At 64.2% G+C, this 21,000-nt stretch carries 18 protein-coding genes; 6 read left to right on the top strand and 12 right to left on the bottom strand.

The annotated features are described in order from the left end of the window. Positions 1 to 47 precede the first annotated feature (47 nt). From ccoP to IWY39_RS03610, 9 genes are all read right to left on the bottom strand, one after another. Positions 48 to 1,004 carry a cytochrome-c oxidase, cbb3-type subunit III gene (gene ccoP / locus IWY39_RS03570; protein WP_107124656.1) on the bottom strand — a complete coding sequence of 319 codons (957 nt, stop codon included), beginning with the start codon at positions 1,002 to 1,004 and terminating at the stop codon, positions 48 to 50. Beyond that, a complete protein-coding gene (locus IWY39_RS03575; RefSeq protein WP_017182345.1) occupies positions 997 to 1,170 on the bottom strand; it encodes a cbb3-type cytochrome c oxidase subunit 3 in 174 nt (57 codons plus the stop codon). Before IWY39_RS03575 ends, ccoP begins: the two co-directional genes overlap by 8 nt. Further along, positions 1,167 to 1,913, bottom strand: a complete 747-nt coding sequence (ccoO, locus tag IWY39_RS03580) for a cytochrome-c oxidase, cbb3-type subunit II (RefSeq protein WP_107124657.1) — start codon at positions 1,911 to 1,913, stop codon at positions 1,167 to 1,169. The genes IWY39_RS03575 and ccoO overlap by 4 nt, the downstream gene beginning before the upstream one ends. Before the next feature lie 13 nt (positions 1,914 to 1,926). Next, a complete protein-coding gene (gene ccoN, locus IWY39_RS03585) occupies positions 1,927 to 3,579 on the bottom strand; it encodes a cytochrome-c oxidase, cbb3-type subunit I (protein WP_107124704.1) in 1,653 nt (550 codons plus the stop codon). Between the two features lie 129 nt (positions 3,580 to 3,708). Further along, positions 3,709 to 4,464 carry a Crp/Fnr family transcriptional regulator gene (locus IWY39_RS03590; protein WP_107124658.1) on the bottom strand — a complete coding sequence of 252 codons (756 nt, stop codon included), beginning with the start codon at positions 4,462 to 4,464 and terminating at the stop codon, positions 3,709 to 3,711. A 58-nt stretch (positions 4,465 to 4,522) separates the two neighbouring features. Next, entirely contained in the window at positions 4,523 to 5,131 is a 609-nt protein-coding gene (fixJ, locus tag IWY39_RS03595) for a response regulator FixJ (RefSeq protein ID WP_107124659.1), read from the bottom strand. 4 nt (positions 5,132 to 5,135) lie between these two features. Further along, entirely contained in the window at positions 5,136 to 6,272 is a 1,137-nt protein-coding gene (locus IWY39_RS03600; RefSeq protein WP_107124660.1) for a sensor histidine kinase, read from the bottom strand. Between the two features lie 20 nt (positions 6,273 to 6,292). Further along, a complete protein-coding gene (locus IWY39_RS03605) occupies positions 6,293 to 7,108 on the bottom strand; it encodes a universal stress protein (RefSeq protein ID WP_107124661.1) in 816 nt (271 codons plus the stop codon). Between the two features lie 97 nt (positions 7,109 to 7,205). Continuing rightward, positions 7,206 to 8,570, bottom strand: coding sequence for a methyl-accepting chemotaxis protein (locus tag IWY39_RS03610; RefSeq protein WP_181316726.1), 1,365 nt, complete (start codon positions 8,568 to 8,570; stop codon positions 7,206 to 7,208). Positions 8,571 to 8,713: 143 nt separating this feature from the next. On the opposite strand from IWY39_RS03610, the gene IWY39_RS03615 reads away from it, so the two are divergent. Together IWY39_RS03615 and IWY39_RS03620 are read left to right on the top strand one after the other, a co-directional pair. Further along, complete coding sequence (locus IWY39_RS03615) at positions 8,714 to 9,889, top strand: vWA domain-containing protein (protein ID WP_107124705.1); 1,176 nt, start codon at positions 8,714 to 8,716, stop codon at positions 9,887 to 9,889. Then, positions 9,889 to 10,872: a 2OG-Fe(II) oxygenase gene (locus IWY39_RS03620; protein ID WP_107124663.1), complete on the top strand. Its 984-nt coding sequence runs from the start codon at positions 9,889 to 9,891 to the stop codon at positions 10,870 to 10,872. Before IWY39_RS03615 ends, IWY39_RS03620 begins: the two co-directional genes overlap by 1 nt. Before the next feature lie 105 nt (positions 10,873 to 10,977). On the opposite strand, the gene IWY39_RS03625 is transcribed toward IWY39_RS03620, so the two are convergent. Continuing rightward, positions 10,978 to 12,063 (bottom strand): anhydro-N-acetylmuramic acid kinase, encoded by a 1,086-nt coding sequence (locus tag IWY39_RS03625; protein WP_107124664.1) that lies wholly within the window; start codon positions 12,061 to 12,063, stop codon positions 10,978 to 10,980. Between the two features lie 54 nt (positions 12,064 to 12,117). On the opposite strand from IWY39_RS03625, the gene tyrS reads away from it, so the two are divergent. Both tyrS and IWY39_RS03635 read left to right on the top strand, forming a co-directional pair. Beyond that, positions 12,118 to 13,335, top strand: a complete 1,218-nt coding sequence (gene tyrS, locus IWY39_RS03630; RefSeq protein ID WP_107124665.1) for a tyrosine--tRNA ligase — start codon at positions 12,118 to 12,120, stop codon at positions 13,333 to 13,335. 76 nt (positions 13,336 to 13,411) lie between these two features. Further along, positions 13,412 to 13,765: a PilZ domain-containing protein gene (locus IWY39_RS03635; RefSeq protein WP_107124666.1), complete on the top strand. Its 354-nt coding sequence runs from the start codon at positions 13,412 to 13,414 to the stop codon at positions 13,763 to 13,765. On the opposite strand, the gene IWY39_RS03640 is transcribed toward IWY39_RS03635, so the two are convergent. Together IWY39_RS03640 and recG are read right to left on the bottom strand one after the other, a co-directional pair. Next, positions 13,728 to 14,810, bottom strand: coding sequence for a mechanosensitive ion channel family protein (locus tag IWY39_RS03640; RefSeq protein ID WP_196871394.1), 1,083 nt, complete (start codon positions 14,808 to 14,810; stop codon positions 13,728 to 13,730). The two genes, IWY39_RS03635 and IWY39_RS03640, sit on opposite strands and share 38 nt — an antisense overlap. 51 nt (positions 14,811 to 14,861) lie before the next feature. Continuing rightward, positions 14,862 to 16,925, bottom strand: coding sequence for an ATP-dependent DNA helicase RecG (gene recG / locus IWY39_RS03645; protein WP_107124668.1), 2,064 nt, complete (start codon positions 16,923 to 16,925; stop codon positions 14,862 to 14,864). 87 nt (positions 16,926 to 17,012) lie between these two features. Here recG and IWY39_RS03650 point away from each other — a divergent pair, with 87 nt between their 5' ends. Continuing rightward, positions 17,013 to 17,279 carry an FAD assembly factor SdhE gene (locus IWY39_RS03650; RefSeq protein WP_017182360.1) on the top strand — a complete coding sequence of 89 codons (267 nt, stop codon included), beginning with the start codon at positions 17,013 to 17,015 and terminating at the stop codon, positions 17,277 to 17,279. 151 nt (positions 17,280 to 17,430) lie between these two features. After that, entirely contained in the window at positions 17,431 to 20,907 is a 3,477-nt protein-coding gene (mfd, locus tag IWY39_RS03655; protein ID WP_107124669.1) for a transcription-repair coupling factor, read from the top strand. Positions 20,908 to 21,000 lie beyond the last annotated feature (93 nt).

Raw genomic sequence — 21,000 nt, forward strand, 5'->3', positions numbered from 1 at the left:
GCAGGCGCACCTGACGCCTGCCATCCACCAACCCTTGCGCTGGCAGGCTATTGCCGCACATCGCTCGTCGCCTCCGCCGCGCCGTTGTCCACCGCAGCCGCCACCGTCGGCACCGGCACCGGCGCAGCCTCGCCCCCACCCAGGCTGTGGACATAGGCAGCCAGCATCCGCACCGTCGCCGGGTCCAGCTTGTCGCCCCAGCGCGGCATCACGCCCTGGCGGCTGTTCCACACCGTCTGGTGGATGCTCTCCGCGTCGCCGCCATACAGCCATATGCCATCAGTCAGATTGGGCGCGCCTAGCTCGCGATTGCCCTTGCCTGCCGGGCCGTGGCAGACGGCGCAATTGTCTGCGAAAAGCTGCCCGCCCCGCCGGGACGCGGCATCCGGCTTCTGCTGGCCGCTGATCGTGCGGACATGCGCCACAAGATCTTCGACCTGCGCCGCCTGCAACAACTGGTCACGGCCGAATGCGGGCATGATCGACATGCGGGTTTCGGCATGATCGGGATTGCGGATGCCATCGATGATCGTCTTTTCGATGGTGACCAGATCGCCACCCCACAGCCAGTCGTCGTCATTCAGGTTGGGATAGCCCTTCGATCCGGCAGCGCCCGATCCATGACATTGCACGCAATGGACCTTGAACGCCGCGCGCCCGCCATCGACCGCCGCCTGCATCAGCGCGGCATTGGCCGGCAACTGGTCGATCGGCGTCGCCGCGATAGCGCGGTGGATCGGCGCGACCTTCGCCGCCTGCGCCGCCATGTCGCGCGCCAGATCGCCACGGCTGGACCAGCCCAGCATCCCCTTGGTATAGCTGTTCACCAGCGGCCAGGCCGGATAGGCGATGACATAGCCCAGCGAAAACAGGATGCAGGCGTAGAAGGTCCACAGCCACCAGCGCGGCAGCGGCGTATCCAGTTCCTCGATCCCGTCCCATTCATGCCCCATCGTCGGGGTGCCGCTATGTTGGTCGATCTTGCTCTTGGTCGGGTCAGCCATGGTCGCCCCCCTTGGTGTCGCTGTCGGTGAAGATCATAGTGGCGGCATCGCCGCTGCGGCGGCGCGCGCCGGGCCGGAAATGCCAGCCGATGAGGATCAGGTAGGAGAGGCCCATGAAAACCAGGCCCCAGCTGTCGGCGAAATGGCGCATCGCGTCATAGCTCATCGCACCGTCTCCTGCGCGGCGGCGGCCTTGGTATCGACCAGCGTGCCGATCATCTGGAGATAGGCGACCAGCGCATCCATTTCGGTCAGCCTGTTCGGATCACCGTCGAAATCGCGCACCTGCGCCTTGGGATAGCGCTTCGCCAGCGCCGTGCTGTCGGCGCTGGGATCGGCCTGCGCTTTCAGATCGTCATTGGCGGCGGCGATGGCGTCCTTGTCATAGGGGACGCCGACGCGCGCCAGGGCGGTCAGGTCGCCGCTCATGTCACCGGCCTTCAGGTCGCGTTCGGCCAGGAAGGGATAGGTCGGCATGATCGATTCCGGCACCACCGCGCGCGGGTCTTTCAGATGCTGGACATGCCATTCGTCCGAATAGCGTCCGCCCACCCGCGCCAGATCCGGCCCGGTCCGCTTGGACCCCCACTGGAAGGGATGATCATACATGCTTTCCGCCGCCAGGCTGTAATGGCCATAGCGTTCCACCTCGTCACGGAACGGGCGGATCATCTGGCTATGGCAGTTGTAGCAGCCTTCGCGGATGTAGATGTTGCGCCCGGCCAGCTCCAGCGGGGTGTAGGGGCGCATCCCCTCCACCTTCTCGATCGTGGAGTCGATCCAGAACAGCGGCGCGATCTCCACGATGCCGCCGATGGCAACGACGATCAGCGCAGCGATGCCCAGCAGGGATACGTTGCGTTCCAGCCTGCCATGATCGAAAAATTTGCTTTTGGTCTTGGTTTCCATGTCGGTTTCTCCGTCACGCGGCGTGCGGCTGGAGGGGACGGTCGGCGGCGGGATCGAAGGCAGCGTCGCGCATCGGTTTTTCCTCGCGCTGGCGACCTGCGATGGTCAGGCCGATATTGACCGCCATGATGATCGCGCCAGCCAGATAGAGCAGGCCGCCGGCCGCGCGGATCAGGTACATCGGGAACATGGCCTTCACGACTTCGGAGAAGGCGTAGACGAGGTAGCCGTCGCTCCCATATTCGCGCCACATCAGCCCCTGCATGATGCCCGCCGTCCACATCGCCGCGGCGTAGAGGACGATGCCGACCGTCGCCAACCAGAAGTGCCAGTTGACCATGCGCAGCGAATAGAGGCGCCCCCGGCCCCACAGGCGCGGCGCCATATAATAGAGGCAGGCAAAGGTAATCATGCCGTTCCAGCCCAGCGCGCCGCTGTGCACATGGCCGATCGTCCAGTCGGTATAATGGGACAGGCTGTTGACCGCCTTGATCGACATCATCGGGCCTTCGAAGGTCGACATGCCGTAGAAGGCGAGCGCCATCACCATCATGCGGATGATCGGGTCGGTGCGGATCTTGTCCCATGCGCCGTTCAGCGTCATCAGGCCGTTGATCATCCCGCCCCAGCTGGGCATCCACAGCATGATCGAAAAGACCATGCCCAGCGTCTGCGCCCAGTCGGGCAGCGCGGTGTAATGCAGATGGTGCGGCCCCGCCCAGATATAGAGGAAGATCAGCGACCAGAAGTGGATGATCGACAGGCGATAGCTATAGACCGGGCGTTCGGCCTGTTTGGGAACGAAATAATACATCATCGCCAGAAAGCCGGCGGTCAGGAAGAAGCCGACCGCATTATGGCCGTACCACCATTGGGTCAGCGCATCCTGCACGCCCGCAAAGGCGGCATAGCTTTTGGACCCCAGCAGGCTGACCGGCATCGACAGATTATTGACGATGTGCAGCATCGCGATGGTGATGATGAAGGACAGGTAGAACCAGTTGGCGACATAGATATGCGGTTCGGACCGCTTCAGGATCGTCCCACCGAACACCAGCAGGTAACAGACCCACACGACCGTCAGCCACAGGTCGACATACCATTCCGGCTCGGCATATTCCTTGCCCTCGGTAATGCCCATCAGATAGCCGGTGGCGGCCAGCACGATGAACATCTGGTATCCCCAGAAAACGAAGCGGGCCATGGTGGGAAAGGCGAGCCGCGCCCGGCAGGTGCGCTGCACGACATAGAAGCTGGTCGCGATCAGCGCGTTGCCGCCAAAGGCAAAGATGACTGCCGAGGTATGCAGCGGCCGCAATCGCCCGAAACTGGTATATTCAATCCCCAGGTTCAGCGCGGGAAAGGCCAGCTGGAGCGCGATGTAGAGACCGGCGAGAAAACCGGTCAGACCCCAGAATATCGTCGCAATGACGCCCCAGCGGATCATGTCGTCATCATAACGCCCCCGATCGGGCATCTTGAGCGCGCCGCGGATGATCGCACCATAGTCGGCGCGTTTCAGGGTGAGCGCCGCGAGCAGCAGTCCGGTCGCCGCCACGATCGTCATATGGACGGCAAAACCGCTGTCCGCCGCCATGACCGCCGCAGCGGCCGCGAGCAGGGCCAGCGCGAACCACCCGCCCGCCTTCATGACCAATTGTTCCATGCTTATCCCCCAGGAGATATGTTCGTCGAAATCGCCTGCACGGGCGGACATCGACTGTCCTTGTCCTCTGTCAAAAGGGGGCATCGGGGTCTGTAGGTGAATGTCCCTATCCGGGCCGATATGTGCCGGTCAGGCCGCTTCGGCGAGGCAGGACAACTGGTCGCGATCCAGTATTTCGACGGTGCGGCGGTTCGGCAGGTCGATGATTTTCGCCCGCTTCATGTCGGTCATCTGGCGGCTGACCGTCTCGATCGTCAGGCCCAGCACATCGGCGACCTGCTGGCGCGACAGGGGCAGCGCGAAGCTGTCGAGCGGCCCGGCGCCCTCCCCCGCCAGCCGGTGCGACATATCGAGCAGGAAGGTCGCGATCTTTTCCCGCGCATTCTTCCGGCCCAGCAGCAGCATCCAGGCGCGCGCCCGGTCCAGATCGTCCAGCGTGCGTTGCAGCAGGCGGTGGCCAAGTTCGGGATGGGTGCGGGCAAAGCCGTCGAACGCACCCCGCGTGAACAGGCAGAGGCGCGCGTCGGTCAGCGCGGTCACGCTATGGGGGGTGCTGCGGCCAAAGGGGCGACCGATGAAATCGGACGGATAGACCACGCCGACAATCTGTTCGCGTCCATCGCCGGTGGAGGCCGACAATTTGAGCGTGCCTTCGATGACGTTGGCGACGATGGTGGCATCGTCCCCTTCCCACATCACCGTCTGCCCGGCCTGCACCGTCACCCGCCGGCCAAGCCGATTGAGCGCGGCGCGATCATCCTCCTCCAGCGTGCCGCAAATCGCGCGCGCACGCACGTCGCATCGCTGGCAGAAGCTGGCGTCCTGGCACGGAACCGGGGCGGAGGCGGCGGGCGCGGTTTGCGCCAGATCAAAATGCATCATCATGATCGCTGCCTGACGCAGCGGCGGGCATCAGCCTATCCGTAATGTCCCTGATCGGGCATCATTGCATCCCGGCCTGGAACGCGATGCGCAGCGCTTCGGACAGGCTGCGCACGTCCAGCTTCTGCATCAGATTGGCGCGATGGATTTCCACCGTCCGCGGCGAAATGCCCAGATCATAGGCGATCGACTTGTTGGGCAGTCCTTCGACCAGACCGTTCAGCACCTCGCGTTCGCGATCGGTCAGGATGTTGAGACGCGCCTGCGCATCCTCGCGCCGCGCGCCGGCATCGCGGTGGGCGGCAACCTGCGCATTGGCGGCGGCGATGGCGTCCAGAAGAGCCGCCTTCTCGAACGGCTTTTCGATAAAGTCGGTCGCGCCCGCCTTCATCGCGGCCACCGCCATGCCGACATCGCCATGGCCGGTCATGATGATGACGGGCAACAGGACGCCCCGCGCGCGCAGTTCGCGCTGCACCTCCAGTCCGTCCATGTCCGGCATCCGCACGTCCAGCAGGACGCAGCCCTGTTCCAGCCCGGCGGCTTCCTTCAGGAACGGGATGCCGCCTGAAAAGCTCTGCACAACAAAGCCGCTGGTCTTGAGCATGAAGCTGAGCGATCGGCGGATCGCCTCGTCATCATCGACGACATAGATGAGGGGTTGGGTCATGGCGTCAATCCGCGGCGTCCAAGGTGAAATGAAAGGCGACACCGCCCCAGCGCGATCGCGTCGCCCAGATGCGGCCGCCATGGCCTTCCACGATGGTGCGGCTGATCGACAGCCCGACGCCCATGCCCGTCGGCTTGGTGGTGCTGAACGGGGTGAAGAGCGATCGTTCGACCGCCGGATCAAGGCCGGGGCCGCTATCCGCGAGGACAATCTCCACCCGGCCATCATCGTCAGGCGCGGCCGACAGATGGAGAATGCGCATCGGACGCCCCTCCATCGCTTCCACCGCGTTACGGACGAGATTCGTGATCACCTGCTGCACCTGCACCCGGTTGGCCATGATGCGGCCTACACGGGGATCGACGGCGATGTCCATATCGATGCCCCGGCTGTTGATGCCGATAAAGGCCAGCGCCACCCCTTCCGACAACAGGGTCGATACGGTTTCGGGCTGGCGGTCCGCTTCGCCCCGGCGAATGAATTCGCGCAGCGACCGGATGATCTCCCCGGCGCGCAGCGCCTGCGTCGCGGCCTCGTCCATCGCTTCGCCCAGCAAGGTCCGGTCGATCGCGCCTTCCTGCGCCAGCAGGTCGCGCCCTGCCTCCATATAATTGGCGATTGCCGTCAGCGGCTGGTTGAGTTCATGCGCCAGCGCCGCGGCCAGCGTCCCCATTGCGGTCACGCGCGACGCATGGCTGAGTTCGGCCTGCAAATCCTGTACCCGCCGTTCGGTTTTCTGCCTCTCGGTCAGGTCGCGGATGAAGCCGGTGAACAATCGCATACCCTGATCGCTAACCTCGCCGACCGCCAGTTCGATGGGAAAGGTCGATCCATCCCGCCGCCGCGCCGTGGTCAGGCGACCGATGCCGATGATCTTCTTTTCCCCGGTCTCGCGATAATGATCCAAATAGCCGTCATGCCGCTCGCGATCGGGCGATGGCATCAGCATCGACACATTCTCGCCCAGCACTTCGGCTTCGCCATACTGGAACATGCGCTGCGCCGCCGGGCTGAACGACATGATGCGCCCGCGCGCGTCGATGACGATCAGGGCGTCGGGCACCGTCGCCAGGATCGACCCCAGCAACGCCTGTTCCAGGCTATGCGCATCATCGCGCGGATCGACATCGTTGATCGCCATTGCCCATCACTGACGCGAAATCAGTGCGCCAGCAAGAGCGGAACCCGCGCTTCGCCCAGCAGATAGCGGGTGACGCCGCCGAATATGGTTTCGCGCAGGCGGCTATGGCCAAAGGCACCCATCGTGATCCAGTCGACGCGCAGTTCGTCGGCGGCGGCGGCCAGAGCCTCCTCGACCGTCCGGCCCTTGCGCGGCCATTCGTGGATTTCCGACGCGATGCCATGGCGCGAAAGATATTCGCTGGCGTCGATCGGCGGAAAATCGCGCTTGGCCTTTTCCTCGACGGTCACGACATGCACCTCGCTCACCAGCGCCAGCAATGGCCGCGCGGCGCACAGGGCCACGGCGGCCTCGTGCGATCCATCCCATGCCACCATCGCCCGACCCTGACAGGCAAAAGCCTTGCACCCCTTGGGCACGGCCAGGATGGGCGCGCGGCTGCTGATTGCCAGGTCGGCGACGATCGGCAACGGATCGCCGATCCCCCGGCGGCCCGGCCCCGGCAGGGTCACGATGATCGCATCGACCAGCCGGGAAGCCGACAGGATGCATTGCACGACGTCGCCATCGCTGTGCCGCCAGTCCCACGCCACGCCCTCGCGCTGGATACGCGCTTCGATCTTTTCCTTTTCCTGCGCCTCGGCAATGCGGATATTGTCGATGTCTTGGGGCAGCACATAGCTGCCGCCATACATGTCCGCCGACACATAATCGATCACCGGCGTAACCTGAAGGCAGCGAACATGCGCGCCGGTCGCACGGGCAATATCCAGCGCCACCTCCATCCGGCTATTCTGGGCGCTATCCTCATGGATATGCAGCAGAATGGTTTTCATGGGCGAAACTCCGGCAGGCAAGGGCGTTGGACAATTGCCTTCCTGCTTATCCCTGCGCCGCCACCCGCTCCATCCGCAAATGTCCCTATTCGGGCCGTCAGATCAGATAGCCAACCTCATACAGGCCCCATCGCCGCCCTTCGAAAACCAGCGGCACGAACACGCTTCGCAGCGCGCGATAGCGACCCTCGCCCAGATCCTGGCGATAGGTGAACAGGAAAAAATCCCCCTCCCCGTCCAGCGCCCGCCGGGTCTGGCTGTCCATGAACATCTGGCGGTTGCGCGCATGTTCCATGTTCCAGCGCGGATCGCCGGGCCGCTGCGGCTGGCTGCGGGTGCTGATATGGGTGGGCAGATAGCCGTTCATGTCGATCAGGCAGCACCCCACGATCGCGCTGTCCTCGCCCGTGCGCCTGTCCAGCGTCGGACGCAGCAGCGCGTCGGCAAAGGCGGTGAAGCGGGTCTGATATTGCGCCGGTTCAGTCCCCTCGATCCGGCGATAATCGGTGTCGAACAGGTCGCCCCGGCTCAGCTGATTGTCCGCAATCCCCTGCCGGATCACCGCCATCACCTCATCAGCGCCTTCCTCCGCCAGCGCGATATAGCGGCTGTTGCGGGTCCGCCCTGGCCCATGGGCAGCGGTATCGAGCATGGCGTTGGCCATGCCCTCCAGCCCTTCCAGTTGCCCGCGCGCCACTTCCACCCGCGTCGCGCTTTCGCTTGCCGACTGGCTGAACAGCGCCAATCCCTGCCGCAATGCTGCCACGTCGCTGTCCGCCTCGTCGGTGCAGGTCACGATCGCATCGGACCGTTCGGCAAATTGCGTCACCAGCGATGCAATCTCCGCCATGCTCATCCGCAGCCGGTCGATATGCGTGCCGACATCGCGCCCGCGCACGATATTGGCCTCCACCCCGCCGATCAGCCGCCGGGCATCGCGATCCAGCAGGCCCAGCTTGTCGCCGACCGATGCCGCCGATTCGCCCGCCTGCCCCGCCAGCCGCCGGATTTCGTCCGCCACCACGGCAAAGCCCTGCGTCGCCTCCCCGCCGCGCGCCGCCTCGATCGCGGCATTGATGCCCAACAGCCGCGTCTGCCGCGCGATCGTCCCCAGCTCGTCAGAAATATCGCCCACCGCCTCGATCACCGACAGGAACTGGCGCAAATGCCCCTCCAGCCCCGTGACATGCTCGACCAGCCCCGCCACCTCGCCGAGCGACAATGTGATGGCCGCATGTCCCTCAGCGATGATCCGCCCCGCCCGACGCGCGGTCAGGCTCAATTCCTGCGCGGCTGCGACACTTTCATTCTGGCTGGCGGCCAGCGTATCCATATTAGCGTGCAAATCGGACAGCCTCGCTGAGTCCTGCTGTATCCGCAGGTTCAACTCGCTCAGAAAGCCCGCAGTTTCGCTGCATTGCAACGCGATGTCGCCTGACCGTTCCCCAAGATCAGCCAGCAAGTCCCTGTTTTCCAAGCGTAGGCCCCAAATTTCCCGATGACTGGATAGTGACACATTAACCATGCACTGCAACACTTAATATTCCGACAAGCGCTGAGTCCGGCCACTTGCATCATGCGCCGCGCTGCCCGACAAAGGCGGCCATGCTGCTCAATTTTCTCGATGCGCTCCGCGCCGCCGGCATCCCCGCCAGCATCAAGGAGCATCTGCTGCTGCTGGAAGCGCTGGACCGCGACGTCATCGAACGGCGGCCGGAGGATTTCTATTATCTCGCCCGCGCAACCTATGTGAAGGATGAAGGGCTGCTCGACCGCTTCGATCAGGTATTTGGTCAAGTGTTCAAGGGCGTGCTCGGCAGTTCGGGCGTAGAGGCGGAAATACCGGAAGAATGGCTGCGACTGGTCGCGGAAAAATATCTCAGCCCCGAAGAGATGGAGAAGATCAAGTCGCTGGGCGACTGGGACGAGATCATGGAGACGCTCAAGAAACGGCTTGAGGAACAGCAGGGGCGGCATCAGGGCGGCAATAAATGGATCGGCACCGGCGGCACCTCCCCCTTCGGCAATGGCGGCTATAATCCTGAAGGCGTCCGCATCGGCGGGACGAGCCGGCACAAGCGCGCGATCAAGGTGTGGGAAAAGCGCGACTTCGCCAATCTCGACAACACAAAGGAGCTGGGCACCCGCAATATCAAGGTCGCGCTGCGCCGCCTGCGCCGTTTCGCGCGCGAAGGATCGGCGGAGGAACTGGACCTGGATGAAACCATCCGCGGCACCGCGCGGCAGGGCTGGCTCGACATCAGGATGCGGCCCGAACGGCATAATGCGGTCAAGCTGCTGCTGTTTCTGGACGTCGGCGGATCGATGGACCCGTTCGTCAGGCTGTGTGAGGAACTTTTCTCCGCCGCGACCAGCGAATTCAAGAATATGGAATTTTTCTACTTCCATAACTGCCTGTATGAAGGCGTGTGGAAGGATAATCGCCGCCGCTTCGCCGAACGTACCCCGACCTGGGACATTCTCCACAAATATGGCCATGACTATAAGGTGATCTTCGTCGGCGACGCGACGATGAGCCCCTACGAGGTCAGCCATCCGGGTGGATCGGTCGAACATATGAACGAAGAGGCGGGCGCGGTCTGGCTGCAACGGGTCGCCCATACCTATCCCGCGACCGTATGGCTCAACCCCACGGCCGAAGCGCATTGGGGCTATAACCAGTCTATCCGCCTGATCCGCGAATTGATGAACGACCGCATGTATCCGCTGACGATCGAGGGCATCGAGGCGGCCATGCGGGAGCTGACGCGCAAGCGCTGATGGCGACGATCGTGGCCGAAGCGCTGGCGCTGCTTCAGCGTGGCGACAGTGCGTCGGCGCATGGGCTGATCGATGCGGCTTGTGCGCGCGGCGATGGCGATGCGCTGGCGATGCGGGCGCTCTGGCGGGTCGAGGGGCGATGGTTGCCGCGTGACCTGGCCGCGGCACGGGTGGATCTCGCCGCCGCCAACAGCATCGGCGCGGCGCGGATTCTCGCGGGCTTCTTGGCTTCCGGCATGGGTGGCGCACGCGACTGGGCCGGGGCGCTGACGATGCTCGACGACTGGGCGGATCGCGACCCGATCGCGGCCGGGCAACGCGCCCTGATTGCGGCAATGGCGATCGACGCCCATGGCGATCCGCTCGCCTGGCCGACACCTGAACCATTGTCCGACAGCCCGATGATCCACGCCCTGCCCGGCCTGCTCACGCCATCGGAATGTGACCTGCTCGCCAGCCTGTCCGACCGCAGGCTACGCCCGGCGCTGATCTTTCATGAAGGGCAAAAGCGCTTCGTCGCCGATCCTGTGCGCGATTCCGACGCGGCGGGATTTCCCATCGTGTCCGAATGGCCCGCCATTCACGCCATCAACCGCCGCCTCGCCGCCGCCAGCGGCACCACGGTCGAACAGGGCGAAACGCTGCAAGTCCTGCGCTATCGCCCCGGCCAGCAATATCGCGTCCATCTGGACGCCGTGCCGGGCCTTTCCAACCAGCGCAGCCTGACCCTTCTGGTCTATCTCAACGACGATTATACTGGCGGACAAACCCACTTCACCCGCCTTCCGCTCTCCCATCGCGGTCGAAAGGGCGATGGACTGCTCTTCGCCAACATCCTGCCCGATGGACGCCCCGACCCGATGAGCGAACATGCCGGGCTGCCGGTGCAATCGGGGATCAAGCTGATCGCCAGCCGCTGGATACGGCAAAGGCCACCGGACGGCCCGGACGGCTTTGGCCAGCATGAGGCGACATCATCATGACCCCGCTGTCCTATGACAAACCGGGCTGTTATGATGCGTCAGCCACTTTGCGATAGGATCACGCTCACATAATATAATGTCGCATTTACCGGGAAATATGCGAAGTTAAGCCCGAAACAGTACCCCGCCTGTCATCGGCGCCGGCGCGCCCGTCGTACCCGGAAAGCTGATCGGCAGCCCCGCAAGATGGCGCACCGCCATATAGGCGAAACCCTGCGCCTCCAGCGCGTCGCCGTCCCAGCCCAGCGCATCGACCGACCGGACATCGACCCCGCACCGCTCGGCCAGCATCGCCATCAGCGTCCTGTTATGCCGCCCGCCGCCCGCGACATGCAGGCACAGCGGTCGCTCGGCCAGATGGTCGATACCGCGCGCGACCGCCGCTGCGGAAAAGGCAGTCAGTGTCGCCGCGCCATCCTCCAGATTCAGCCCCTGCACCGCTTCGATCGTGAACGCCTCACGGTCGATGCTCTTGGGCGGCGGCGCGGCAAACCATGGGTCGGCCAGCATCGCGCCCAGCCGCGCCTCATCGACGCGCCCTTGCGCGGCGCAGGCTCCGCCCGCGTCATACGCCATGTCGCCATGCGCCTGCATCCAGTTGTCGATCAGCCCGCTCGCCATGCCCGTGTCGAACGCCGTCAGCGCCCCGTCCGATCCGATTGCGGTAATGTTGGCAACCCCGCCCAGATTGAGGATAGCGACCGGCTTTTCCAGCGCGGCAGCCAGCGCGCGATGATAGACCGGCAGCAGCGGCGCGCCCTGCCCGCCCGCCGCCACATCCGCGCTGCGCAGGTCACCGACGACCGCGATGCCGAACGCCCCGGCCAGCGCCGCGCCATCGCCAATCTGCCAGGTCCAGCGCCGGTCGGGCCGGTGCGCGACGGTATGGCCGTGAAAGCCGATGACGCCGACATCCTCCGCCACATGGCCGCTCCGCCCCAGCAGGTCGGCCACCACCTCCACATGCAATTCAGTAAGCTCCGCCTCCACCGAGGCGATCAGCGGCTCGAACCCCGGCGCATCCATCGCCATGGCGCGAGCGCAGGCTTCGGCCAGCCGCACCCGGAAGCCGTCCTGATAGGCCTGCGCATGAAAAGCGACCGGCTTGACCAGCCCATCCCCATCCGTCTCGATCAGCGCCGCGTCGATCCCGTCGCGCGATGTCCCCGACATCAGGCCGATTGCCAGCATTTACGACTCTCCGCCTCTTTTACAGCCGCCCTCCCAATGCTACAGGCGCGCGCCATGAGCAACTATCAGTCCGACCTCCTGCGCCTGCTCGACACGCGCGGCTATATCCATGACGTCACCAATGCGGCGGGTCTCGACGCGCTGGCGCAAAAGGAGATCGTACCGGGCTATATCGGTTTCGATCCGACCGCCCCCTCGCTCCATGTCGGCAGCCTGGTGCAGATCATGATGCTGCGGCGGATGCAGCAGGCGGGGCACAAGCCGATCGTGCTGATGGGCGGCGGCACCGGCAAGATCGGCGATCCCAGCTTCAAGGACGAAGCGCGCAAGCTGCTGACCGACGATCTCATCACGTCGAACGTCGCCAGCATCAAGCGGGTGTTCGAAAAATTCCTGACCTTCGGCGATGGTCCGACCGATGCGGTCATGGTCGACAATGCCGACTGGCTCGACGCCCTGGAATATATCCCCTTCCTGCGCGACATCGGCCAGCATTTCTCGGTCAACCGGATGCTCAGCTTCGACAGCGTGAAATTGCGGCTGGATCGCGAACAATCGCTCAGCTTCCTCGAATTCAACTATATGATCCTGCAAGCCTACGACTTTCTGGAACTGTCGCGCCGTTCGGCCTGCCGGTTGCAGATGGGCGGATCGGACCAGTGGGGCAATATCGTCAACGGCATCGAACTGGCGCGCCGGGTCGATGGCACCCAGGTCTATGGCCTGACCAGCCCGCTCATCACCACGGCGGACGGGGGCAAGATGGGCAAGACGATGAACGGCGCGGTCTGGCTCAACGCCGACGCGCTGCCGCCCTATGATTACTGGCAATTCTGGCGCAACACCCAGGACGCCGATGTCGGACGCTTCATGCGGCTGTTCACGGACCTGCCGCTGGACGAGATTGCCCGTCTGGAAGCCTTGCAGGGTGCCGAGATCAACGAGGCCAAGAAGATATTGGCCGATGCCGCCACCGCCATGGCCCATGGCGCGGAAGCTGCCGCCGCTTCGGCGGAAACGGCCCGCAAGACGTTCGAGGAAGGCGCGTCGGACGCGAACCTGCCGACCGTCAGTATCGGCGCGGAAGGGTTGACGGTGGTGCAGGCCAATGTCGCGCTCGGCTTTGCCTCGTCGAACAAGGAAGCACGACGCAAATTGCTGGAAAATGCGATCCGGGTGAACGGGAATGTGGTAAACGATCCCGCACTGACCCTCAAACCGGGGGACAAGGTCAGTTTCGGCGCGAAAAAGCATGGGATCGTGATCGCCTGACGGGGAAATAATGCTAGGGGAAAATTAACCTTCCCCGGTAGCATTGCGTCCATCTTCGTCCCCCTAGGCTGCGGCCATGTCTTCGCTGTTCGCCAACCTCAATCATGTCATGCGTTCGCGCGATCCCGCCGTGGATCAGCGCCGCGCGCCCCGCGATCTGGTTGACATGGTCAGCCACGTCACCGCGCGCGGCCGCACCCATGGCGTGCGCATCATCAACATATCGCCGCTTGGCGCCATGTGCCGCAGCGATGGCGGATTGCTGGTGGGTGAGCAGATGACGATCTGGCTACCGATCGTGAAGGACCATCCCGCCGAAGTCCGCTGGGTCGAGGATGGACGGCTGGGCGTCGAATTTCTGCGACCCATCGCGCCGCGTACCTATGACGCGCTCATGGCGCTCGTCCCTCCGCGCCGGACGGCGTGGTAAACAATCCGTCCGCATCTATCCGCTGACGGGTCCGCACCAGCGCTTCGGGCATATCCGTGCGCAGGAAGGACAGCATCGCTTCGCGCACCTCGCAGCGCAGATCGAATGCAATGCCTGCATTGCGGGCGCTCAGCAATCCCCGCAACTCCAGCGCATCGGCGCGATGGTCGGTCACCTGCAGGATGGCGACGCGCTTGTCCCAGGGGGCATTGGCGCCGGTCACTTCGATGAACTTGGCGCGAATGCGCTCCACATCGGCGGTCGGGTCCACATAAAGAAATATGGTGCCCAGCAGGTCGGACGTTTTCGTCGTCCAGTTCTGGAACGGCTTTTCCAGAAAATAGGATACCGGCACCACCATCCGCCGGTCATCCCAGATATGGACGACCACATAGGTCAGCGTAATATCCTCTATCCGGCCCCATTCCCCCTCCACGATCACCACATCGTCCAGCCGGATCGGTTCGGAAAATGCCATCTGGATGCCCGCGATCAGATTCTTGAGCGCGGGCTGGGCCGCGGCGCCAACCGCCAGACCGACCAGCCCCGCCGACGCCATCAACGTCACGCCCACGGCACGGACACCGGGAATGGCGATCAGCATCATCGCGATCACCAACACCGCAACGATGCTCTGGGTGATGCGATAGAGGATGCGGACCCGCGTATGACGCCGCCGGGCCTTCAGATTGTCCTCCACGCTCATGTCGGCCTTGTGTTCGATCATGCTGCGCAGCGCGCGCAGCCCACGCAGGACGAGCCAGCCGACCAGCAACGCGAAGATCATCTTCGACCCGATGGACCAGAACTCTTCGACACGCGGTCCCATCTCGATGGACTTGAGGCCACCCGCCAGAGCCATCAGGACGACCAGCCATCGCGTGGGCTGGAATATTTCCGGCAATAGCAGCGGGGTCATGCGGGCGCGGACGATCCGCAACGCAACGCCATAGATCGCCCAGTGCAACAGGAATGCCACGCCAACGGCGATGCCGATGGATAGCGCCGCCATGGGCGTGATGTGGGTCATGCTGATGTCGGTCATGGGATGCGAACGTGGCGCACCCTCATTTGTTTCGCAAATGCAGCATTTTTCCTAGCCGCCGCGCAACAGCCCCACCGCCGCATCCCGCTCGAACAGATAGAGGCAGGTCCGTGCCGCCTGTCCGCGCAAGCTGTCCAGCCCACCGTCGCGGTCGATCAACAAATGCGCGTCATCTCGCGCCGCTTCCAGCAACGCTGCCAGATGCTCGGGCGTAGCGAGTTTCAGCTGCTGTTCGCCCGACTGGCGCGTCCCCAGCACTTCACCGGCCCCGCGCAGCTTCAGATCCTCCTCGGCAATGCGAAAGCCGTCATTCGTTTCCCGCATCAGCGCCAGCCGCGCCCGCGACGTCTCGCCCAGCGCATTGCCGCGCAGCAACAGGCAGACGGACGGCTTGTCGCCGCGTCCCACCCGTCCGCGCAGCTGGTGCAACTGGGCCAGGCCGAACCGGTCCGCGCCCTCGATGATGATCAGGCTGGAATTGGGCACGTCGACGCCCACCTCGATCACCGTGGTCGCTACCAATATCTGCGTCCGGTTCGCGGCTAAGGCGTCCATCGCCGCGTCCTTTTCCGGTCCTTTCATCCGGCCATGGACCAGCCCCACCCGGTCGCCAAAGCGCAGCTTCAACGATTCAGCCCGCGCTTCCGCCGCCGCCTGGTCGCTCGTCTCGCTCTCTTCCACCAGCGGGCAGACCCAATAGGCCTGCCCCCCGCCCTCGACATGGCGGGCCAGTGCGTCGACAACCTCGTCCAGCCGCGTCGCCGCCATCACCACGGTCTGGATCGGCTGACGGCCTGGCGGCATCTCGTCCAGCTTGGACACCTCCATCTCGCCATAATAGGTCAGCGTCAGCGTCCGGGGGATAGGCGTTGCCGTCATCACCAGCAGATGGGGCGCGCGTTCGGCCTTGTTCGCCAGCATCATCCGCTGGGCAACGCCGAAGCGATGCTGCTCGTCAATCACGGCCAGGCCCAGATTCTTGTACTGCACCGCTTCCTGAAAGATCGCATGGGTGCCGACCAGGATGTCGATGCTGCCATCGGCCAGCCCCATCAACGTCGCCTCACGCACCTTGCCCTTGTCGCGCCCGGTCAGGATGGCGATCTCGACCGGCAGGCCCGACGCCATTTTGCGCAGCGTCTCATAATGCTGGCGCGCCAATATCTCGGTCGGGGCCAGCATCGCCCCCTGCATCCCGACCTCGACCGCGTTGAGCAACGCCATCAACGCCACCAGCGTCTTGCCCGACCCGACATCGCCTTGCAGCAATCGCAGCATCGGCGTGGCCTGCGCCATGTCGCCCTCAATTTCGCCAAAGGCCCGCCGCTGCGCCCCCGTTGGCGCGAAGGGCAGCTTGAGCATTGCGCGCAACCGTCCGTCGCCCGCGATCGGCACGCCGCGCCGCCGTCGCGAAGATTGCCGCACCAGCATCAGCGCCAGTTGTCCCGCGAAAATCTCGTCATAGGCCAGCCGCTCGCGCGCCATGGCGTCGGACGGGTCCGCATGGATGCGGGCCAGCGCCTCGCGCCAGCCCGGCCAGTCCTTGCGGGCCAGCAGGCTGGGTTCGATCCATTCGGGCAGGTCGGGCGCGCGGGCCAGCGCCTGCCTCACCAGATCGCGCAGCCGGTTGTTGGTCAGCCCTTCGGACAGGCCATAGACCGGCTCGCGCGCGGGAATGGTGGCCGCTTCGTCGGGCGGCAGAACATGGTCGGGATGAACGATCTGAAGATTGTCGCCATAGGCTTCCAGCTTGCCCGATACGAATTTGGGTTCGCCCAGCGGCAACAGCTTGCGCGGCCAGGCGCTGTTCCGGCCGAAATAGGTGAGCGACACCGGATTGCCATGCCTGTCGGTCGCATGGACGCGGAACGGCGCGCGGGCGCTGCCGCTCGCACGGTAATCCACCGGGGTCAGGACGATGCCGATCACCCTGCCCGCATCGGCCATATCCAGTTCGTCGGTCAGGACGCGATCGACCCAGCTGACCGGCAGGTGGAACGCCACATCGACCGCGCGCGCCAGCCCCAGCCGCTCCAGCGGGCGGGCCAGCGCCGGTCCAATGCCCTTAAGGACAGAGATTTCGGCAAAGAGCGGATTGAGAATATCGGGTCGCATGTCTATCTGCTGCCCATCTAGCTGAGCCGGGACGATGGCACAAACATCCGATCGGCTTTTTCGGCGTGTCCGCAAAAGGAACAAATTGTGAACGATGATCCCCAGATGCGCCGCCTGAAATTCCGCGCCTGGCACCGGGGCACACGCGAATCCGATTATGCGGTCGGCGGCTTTTTCGAGCGGTATCACAAGGAGTGGAATGCCGAAGAGATCGCCTGGTTCGAGCGGTTCATGGATGAACAGGACGCCGACATCATCGGCTGGGCGCTGGGCACCATCCCCGTGCCGGACGAATGGAAAGGGCCGATGATGGACAAGTTCCTGAAGCTCGATTTCGTGAAGATCGAAAATTAGAAACTCCTCCCCTGCAAGGGGAGGGGGACCGCGCCCGAAGGGCGTGGTGGAGGGGTGTCGCCCTCTCGATAGCATGACATCCCTCCGTCAGGGCTTCGCCCTGCCACCTCCCCTACCAGGGGAGGATGATTGAGTTGAAGAGCGAACATTTATGACCGATCTCCAGAAAATCCTCCGCGCCAAAGCGCCGCTGACCCTGTCGGGCGTTCCTGCGGGGTTCCAGCCCTGGCTGCTGGCGGACATCGCCCGCGCCGCGCATGGTGCAGGTTCGCCCCGCGCCGTGTTCGTCGCCTCCGACGAACAACTGATGCGCGCCGTGGCGGAAACGGCCCATTATTTCGCGCCGGAGATCGAGATCATCGAAATCCCGGCCTGGGACTGCCTGCCCTATGACCGCGCCAGCCCTTCGCTGCGCACCGCGTCGGCACGCCTCGCTGGCCTTCACGCCTTGCAGGTCAAGCCCAAAGGCCCTCAACTGGTGCTGACCACGCTCAACGCCCTGACGCAGCGGACGCTGACCCCGTTTCGCGTCAGGCAACTGGTGGCGAAGCTGGCGCCCAAGGAGCGGATTGCGATCACGCGCCTTGCCGACATGCTGCAAGCCAATGGCTATGTCCGCACCGATACCGTTCATGATCGCGGCGAATTCGCGATTCGCGGCGGCATTGTCGATCTGTTTCCGGGCGGTGAGGATCAACCGTTGCGCCTCGACTTCTTTGGGGACGAGATTGAGACGGTCCGCCGGTTCGACCCCACCGATCAGCGCACCACCGGCAGCGTGGAAGGCTTCACCCTGCTGCCAGCGTCCGAAGCGTTGCTGGACGAAGATACGATCAAGCGCTTTCGCGGCCGCTATCGCGAAATATTCGGCGCGACCGCGACCGGCGATCCGCTCTATCAGGCGATCAGCGAGGGGCGGCGGCTGTCGGGCATGGAACATTGGCTGCCCCTGTTTGAGGAAAAGCTGGTTCCCCTGTCCGACCATCTGGGCGACGATGCCGTCATCATCCGCGACCATGGCGTCGTTGGCGCAGCGGATTCCCGGTTTGAGGCGATCAGGGACTATCATGCCAACCGGGTCCAGGCGAAATCGTCCGATCCGGGCGCCTATCGCCCGCTCAAGCCCGATCTTCTCTATCTAGACGCTGCCGAATGGGACGCGGTCGTCGCCCGCTGGCCAATGCACGTCGCGACGCCATTTCACGAACCGGACAGCGCCACCGTGCTGGACTTTGCGGTCGATGGTCCGCGCGATTTCGCGCCGGAACGGGCGCAGAACGCCAATGTCTACGACGCGGTCGGCAAGCATATCGCGGCGTTGCAACGGACGGACAAAAAGGTCGTAATCGCCAGCTATTCCGCCGGTGCGCGCGAACGGCTGTCGGGCCTGCTGGCCGACCATGGCGTCAGGCGCATGGCGGCGGCGGACGATTGGCAGGAGGCGCTGGGGCTGGCCGCCAATGGCAGCGTGGTGCTGACCATCCTGCCGCTCGACCATGGTTTCACCGCGCCCGACGTCGCGGTGCTGACCGAACAGGACATGCTGGGCGATCGCCTGGTCCGCCGGGCCAAGCGCAAGAAGAGCGCCGACGCCTTCCTGGCGGAACTGGCGACCCTCTCGCCCGGTGATCTGGTGGTCCATATGGACCATGGCATTGGCCGTTATGAAGGACTGACCCAGATCCCGGTCAGCAAGACGGCGCATGACTGCGTAGCGCTCAGCTATGCCGGCGGCGACAAGCTGTTCGTGCCGGTAGAGAACCTCGAAGTCCTTTCCCGCTATGGCTCCGACAGCGAAGGCGTGGGCCTCGACAAGCTGGGCGGCGAAGCCTGGCAGCGGCGCAAGGCGAAGATGAAGGAGCGCATCCGCGAAATAGCGGGTGAACTGCTCAAGACCGCTGCGGAACGCGCGCTGCGCGCGGCCACCGTCGCTGAACCGGACAATGCAGGCTACCCCGCCTTCGTCGATCGCTTCCCCTATCAGGAGACAGAGGATCAGGAGCGCGCCATTTTGGACGTGATCGAGGATCTGGGCGCTGGCAAGCCAATGGATCGGCTCGTCTGCGGCGATGTGGGCTTTGGCAAGACCGAGGTGGCGTTGCGCGCGGCCTTCGTCGCGGCGATGGCGGGGATGCAGGTCGTGTTGATCTGCCCCACCACCCTGCTGGCGCGCCAGCATCATATGCAGTTTGAGGAGCGCTTTCGCGGCTTCCCGGTCAATATCGGTCGCCTCTCCCGCCTGGTCCCCGACAAGGAAGCCAAGGCGGTCAAGGCGGGCCTTGCCGACGGCACGGTCGATATTGTCGTTGGCACCCACGCGCTGCTGACCAAGGGTATCGAGTTCAAGCGGCTGGGTCTGGTCATCGTCGATGAAGAACAGCGGTTCGGCGTGACCCACAAGGAACGGCTGAAGGCGCTCAAGACCGACGTGCATGTGCTGACCCTGACCGCCACGCCGATCCCGCGCACATTGCAGATGGCCATGTCCGGGCTGCGCGAACTGTCGGTCATCCAGACCCCGCCGGTCGATCGTCTGGCGGTACGCAGTTACATCATGCCATGGGACGGGGTGGTGATCCGCGAAGCGCTGCTGCGTGAACATTATCGCGGCGGGCAGAGCTTCTTCGTTGTCCCCCGCATCGCCGACCTGACCGAGATCGAGGAGTATCTGCGCACCGAAGTGCCGGAAATCAAGGCGATCGTCGCGCATGGCCAGATGAGTGCCACGCAGGTGGAAGAACGCATGTCGGCCTTTTACGACAAGCGCTACGACGTTCTGCTCTCCACCACCATCGTCGAATCCGGGCTGGACATTCCCAGCGCGAACACGCTGATCATCCATCGCGCCGACCGTTTCGGCCTCGCCCAACTCTATCAGCTGCGCGGTCGCGTGGGCCGGTCCAAGACCCGCGCCTACGCCTATATGACGACGCCCGCCAACCGCATCATTACCGAAACGGCGGAAAAGCGGTTGAAAGTGCTGTCCGACCTCGACACGCTGGGCGCTGGTTTCCAGCTTGCCTCGCACGATCTCGACATTCGCGGCGCGGGCAATCTGGTCGGCGACGAACAGTCGGGCCATATCCGTGAAGTCGGGTTTGAACTGTACCAGTCGATGCTGGAAGAGGCGATTCTGGACGCCAAGGCGGGCGGCGCTGGCCTTGAAGCGCGCAGCGACAGCTTCTCGCCCCAGATCAGTGTCGATGCGCCGATCATGATCCCCGACGATTATGTCCCCGACCTCGACCTGCGCATGGGTCTCTATCGCCGCCTGAACGAGATAGAGGATCGGCAGGGACTGGAATCCTTTGCCGCTGAACTGATCGACCGTTTCGGCAAGCTGCCCGCCCCCACGCAAAACCTGCTCAAGATCATCGAGATCAAGCAGAATTGCGTGAAGGCGAATATCGCCAAGATCGACGTCGGGCAAAAAGGCGCGCTGGTCAGCTTCTTCGAGGATCGCTTCCCCAATCCGGCGGGGCTGGTCGCCTATATTCAGCGGCTGGACGGCGTGGCCCGGCTGCGGCCTGACAGCAAGGTTGTGGTCAACCGCAACTGGGCCGATTCCGCAGCTCGCCTCAACGGCGCGCTGCAATTGTCGAAGGGTCTGGCCAAGGCGGCGGCATGACGAAAGCAGGCTTTTGTCGTGCGCCAGCAATGGCCGGGAAACAGTGACTATCTAAGTCACGCTGCTGACGATCAGGCAAGATAGCCCGACGTC

This window comes from Sphingobium sp. JAI105 (genome assembly GCF_015752145.1).
Taxonomy (GTDB): Bacteria; Pseudomonadota; Alphaproteobacteria; order Sphingomonadales; family Sphingomonadaceae; genus Sphingobium; species Sphingobium xenophagum.

What these genes read in the sequence shown, in the direction of transcription:
- ccoP (WP_107124656.1), bottom strand. Translation starts at nt 1,004, where the DNA reads ATGGCTGACCCGACCAAGAGCAAGATCGACCAACATAGCGGCACCCCG.
- IWY39_RS03575 (WP_017182345.1), bottom strand. Translation starts at nt 1,170, where the DNA reads ATGAGCTATGACGCGATGCGCCATTTCGCCGACAGCTGGGGCCTGGTT.
- ccoO (WP_107124657.1), bottom strand. Translation starts at nt 1,913, where the DNA reads ATGGAAACCAAGACCAAAAGCAAATTTTTCGATCATGGCAGGCTGGAA.
- ccoN (WP_107124704.1), bottom strand. Translation starts at nt 3,579, where the DNA reads ATGGAACAATTGGTCATGAAGGCGGGCGGGTGGTTCGCGCTGGCCCTG.
- IWY39_RS03590 (WP_107124658.1), bottom strand. Translation starts at nt 4,464, where the DNA reads ATGATGATGCATTTTGATCTGGCGCAAACCGCGCCCGCCGCCTCCGCC.
- fixJ (WP_107124659.1), bottom strand. Translation starts at nt 5,131, where the DNA reads ATGACCCAACCCCTCATCTATGTCGTCGATGATGACGAGGCGATCCGC.
- IWY39_RS03600 (WP_107124660.1), bottom strand. Translation starts at nt 6,272, where the DNA reads ATGGCGATCAACGATGTCGATCCGCGCGATGATGCGCATAGCCTGGAA.
- IWY39_RS03605 (WP_107124661.1), bottom strand. Translation starts at nt 7,108, where the DNA reads ATGAAAACCATTCTGCTGCATATCCATGAGGATAGCGCCCAGAATAGC.
- IWY39_RS03615 (WP_107124705.1), top strand. Translation starts at nt 8,714, where the DNA reads ATGCTGCTCAATTTTCTCGATGCGCTCCGCGCCGCCGGCATCCCCGCC.
- IWY39_RS03620 (WP_107124663.1), top strand. Translation starts at nt 9,889, where the DNA reads ATGGCGACGATCGTGGCCGAAGCGCTGGCGCTGCTTCAGCGTGGCGAC.
- IWY39_RS03625 (WP_107124664.1), bottom strand. Translation starts at nt 12,063, where the DNA reads ATGCTGGCAATCGGCCTGATGTCGGGGACATCGCGCGACGGGATCGAC.
- tyrS (WP_107124665.1), top strand. Translation starts at nt 12,118, where the DNA reads ATGAGCAACTATCAGTCCGACCTCCTGCGCCTGCTCGACACGCGCGGC.
- IWY39_RS03635 (WP_107124666.1), top strand. Translation starts at nt 13,412, where the DNA reads ATGTCTTCGCTGTTCGCCAACCTCAATCATGTCATGCGTTCGCGCGAT.
- IWY39_RS03640 (WP_196871394.1), bottom strand. Translation starts at nt 14,810, where the DNA reads ATGACCGACATCAGCATGACCCACATCACGCCCATGGCGGCGCTATCC.
- recG (WP_107124668.1), bottom strand. Translation starts at nt 16,925, where the DNA reads ATGCGACCCGATATTCTCAATCCGCTCTTTGCCGAAATCTCTGTCCTT.
- mfd (WP_107124669.1), top strand. Translation starts at nt 17,431, where the DNA reads ATGACCGATCTCCAGAAAATCCTCCGCGCCAAAGCGCCGCTGACCCTG.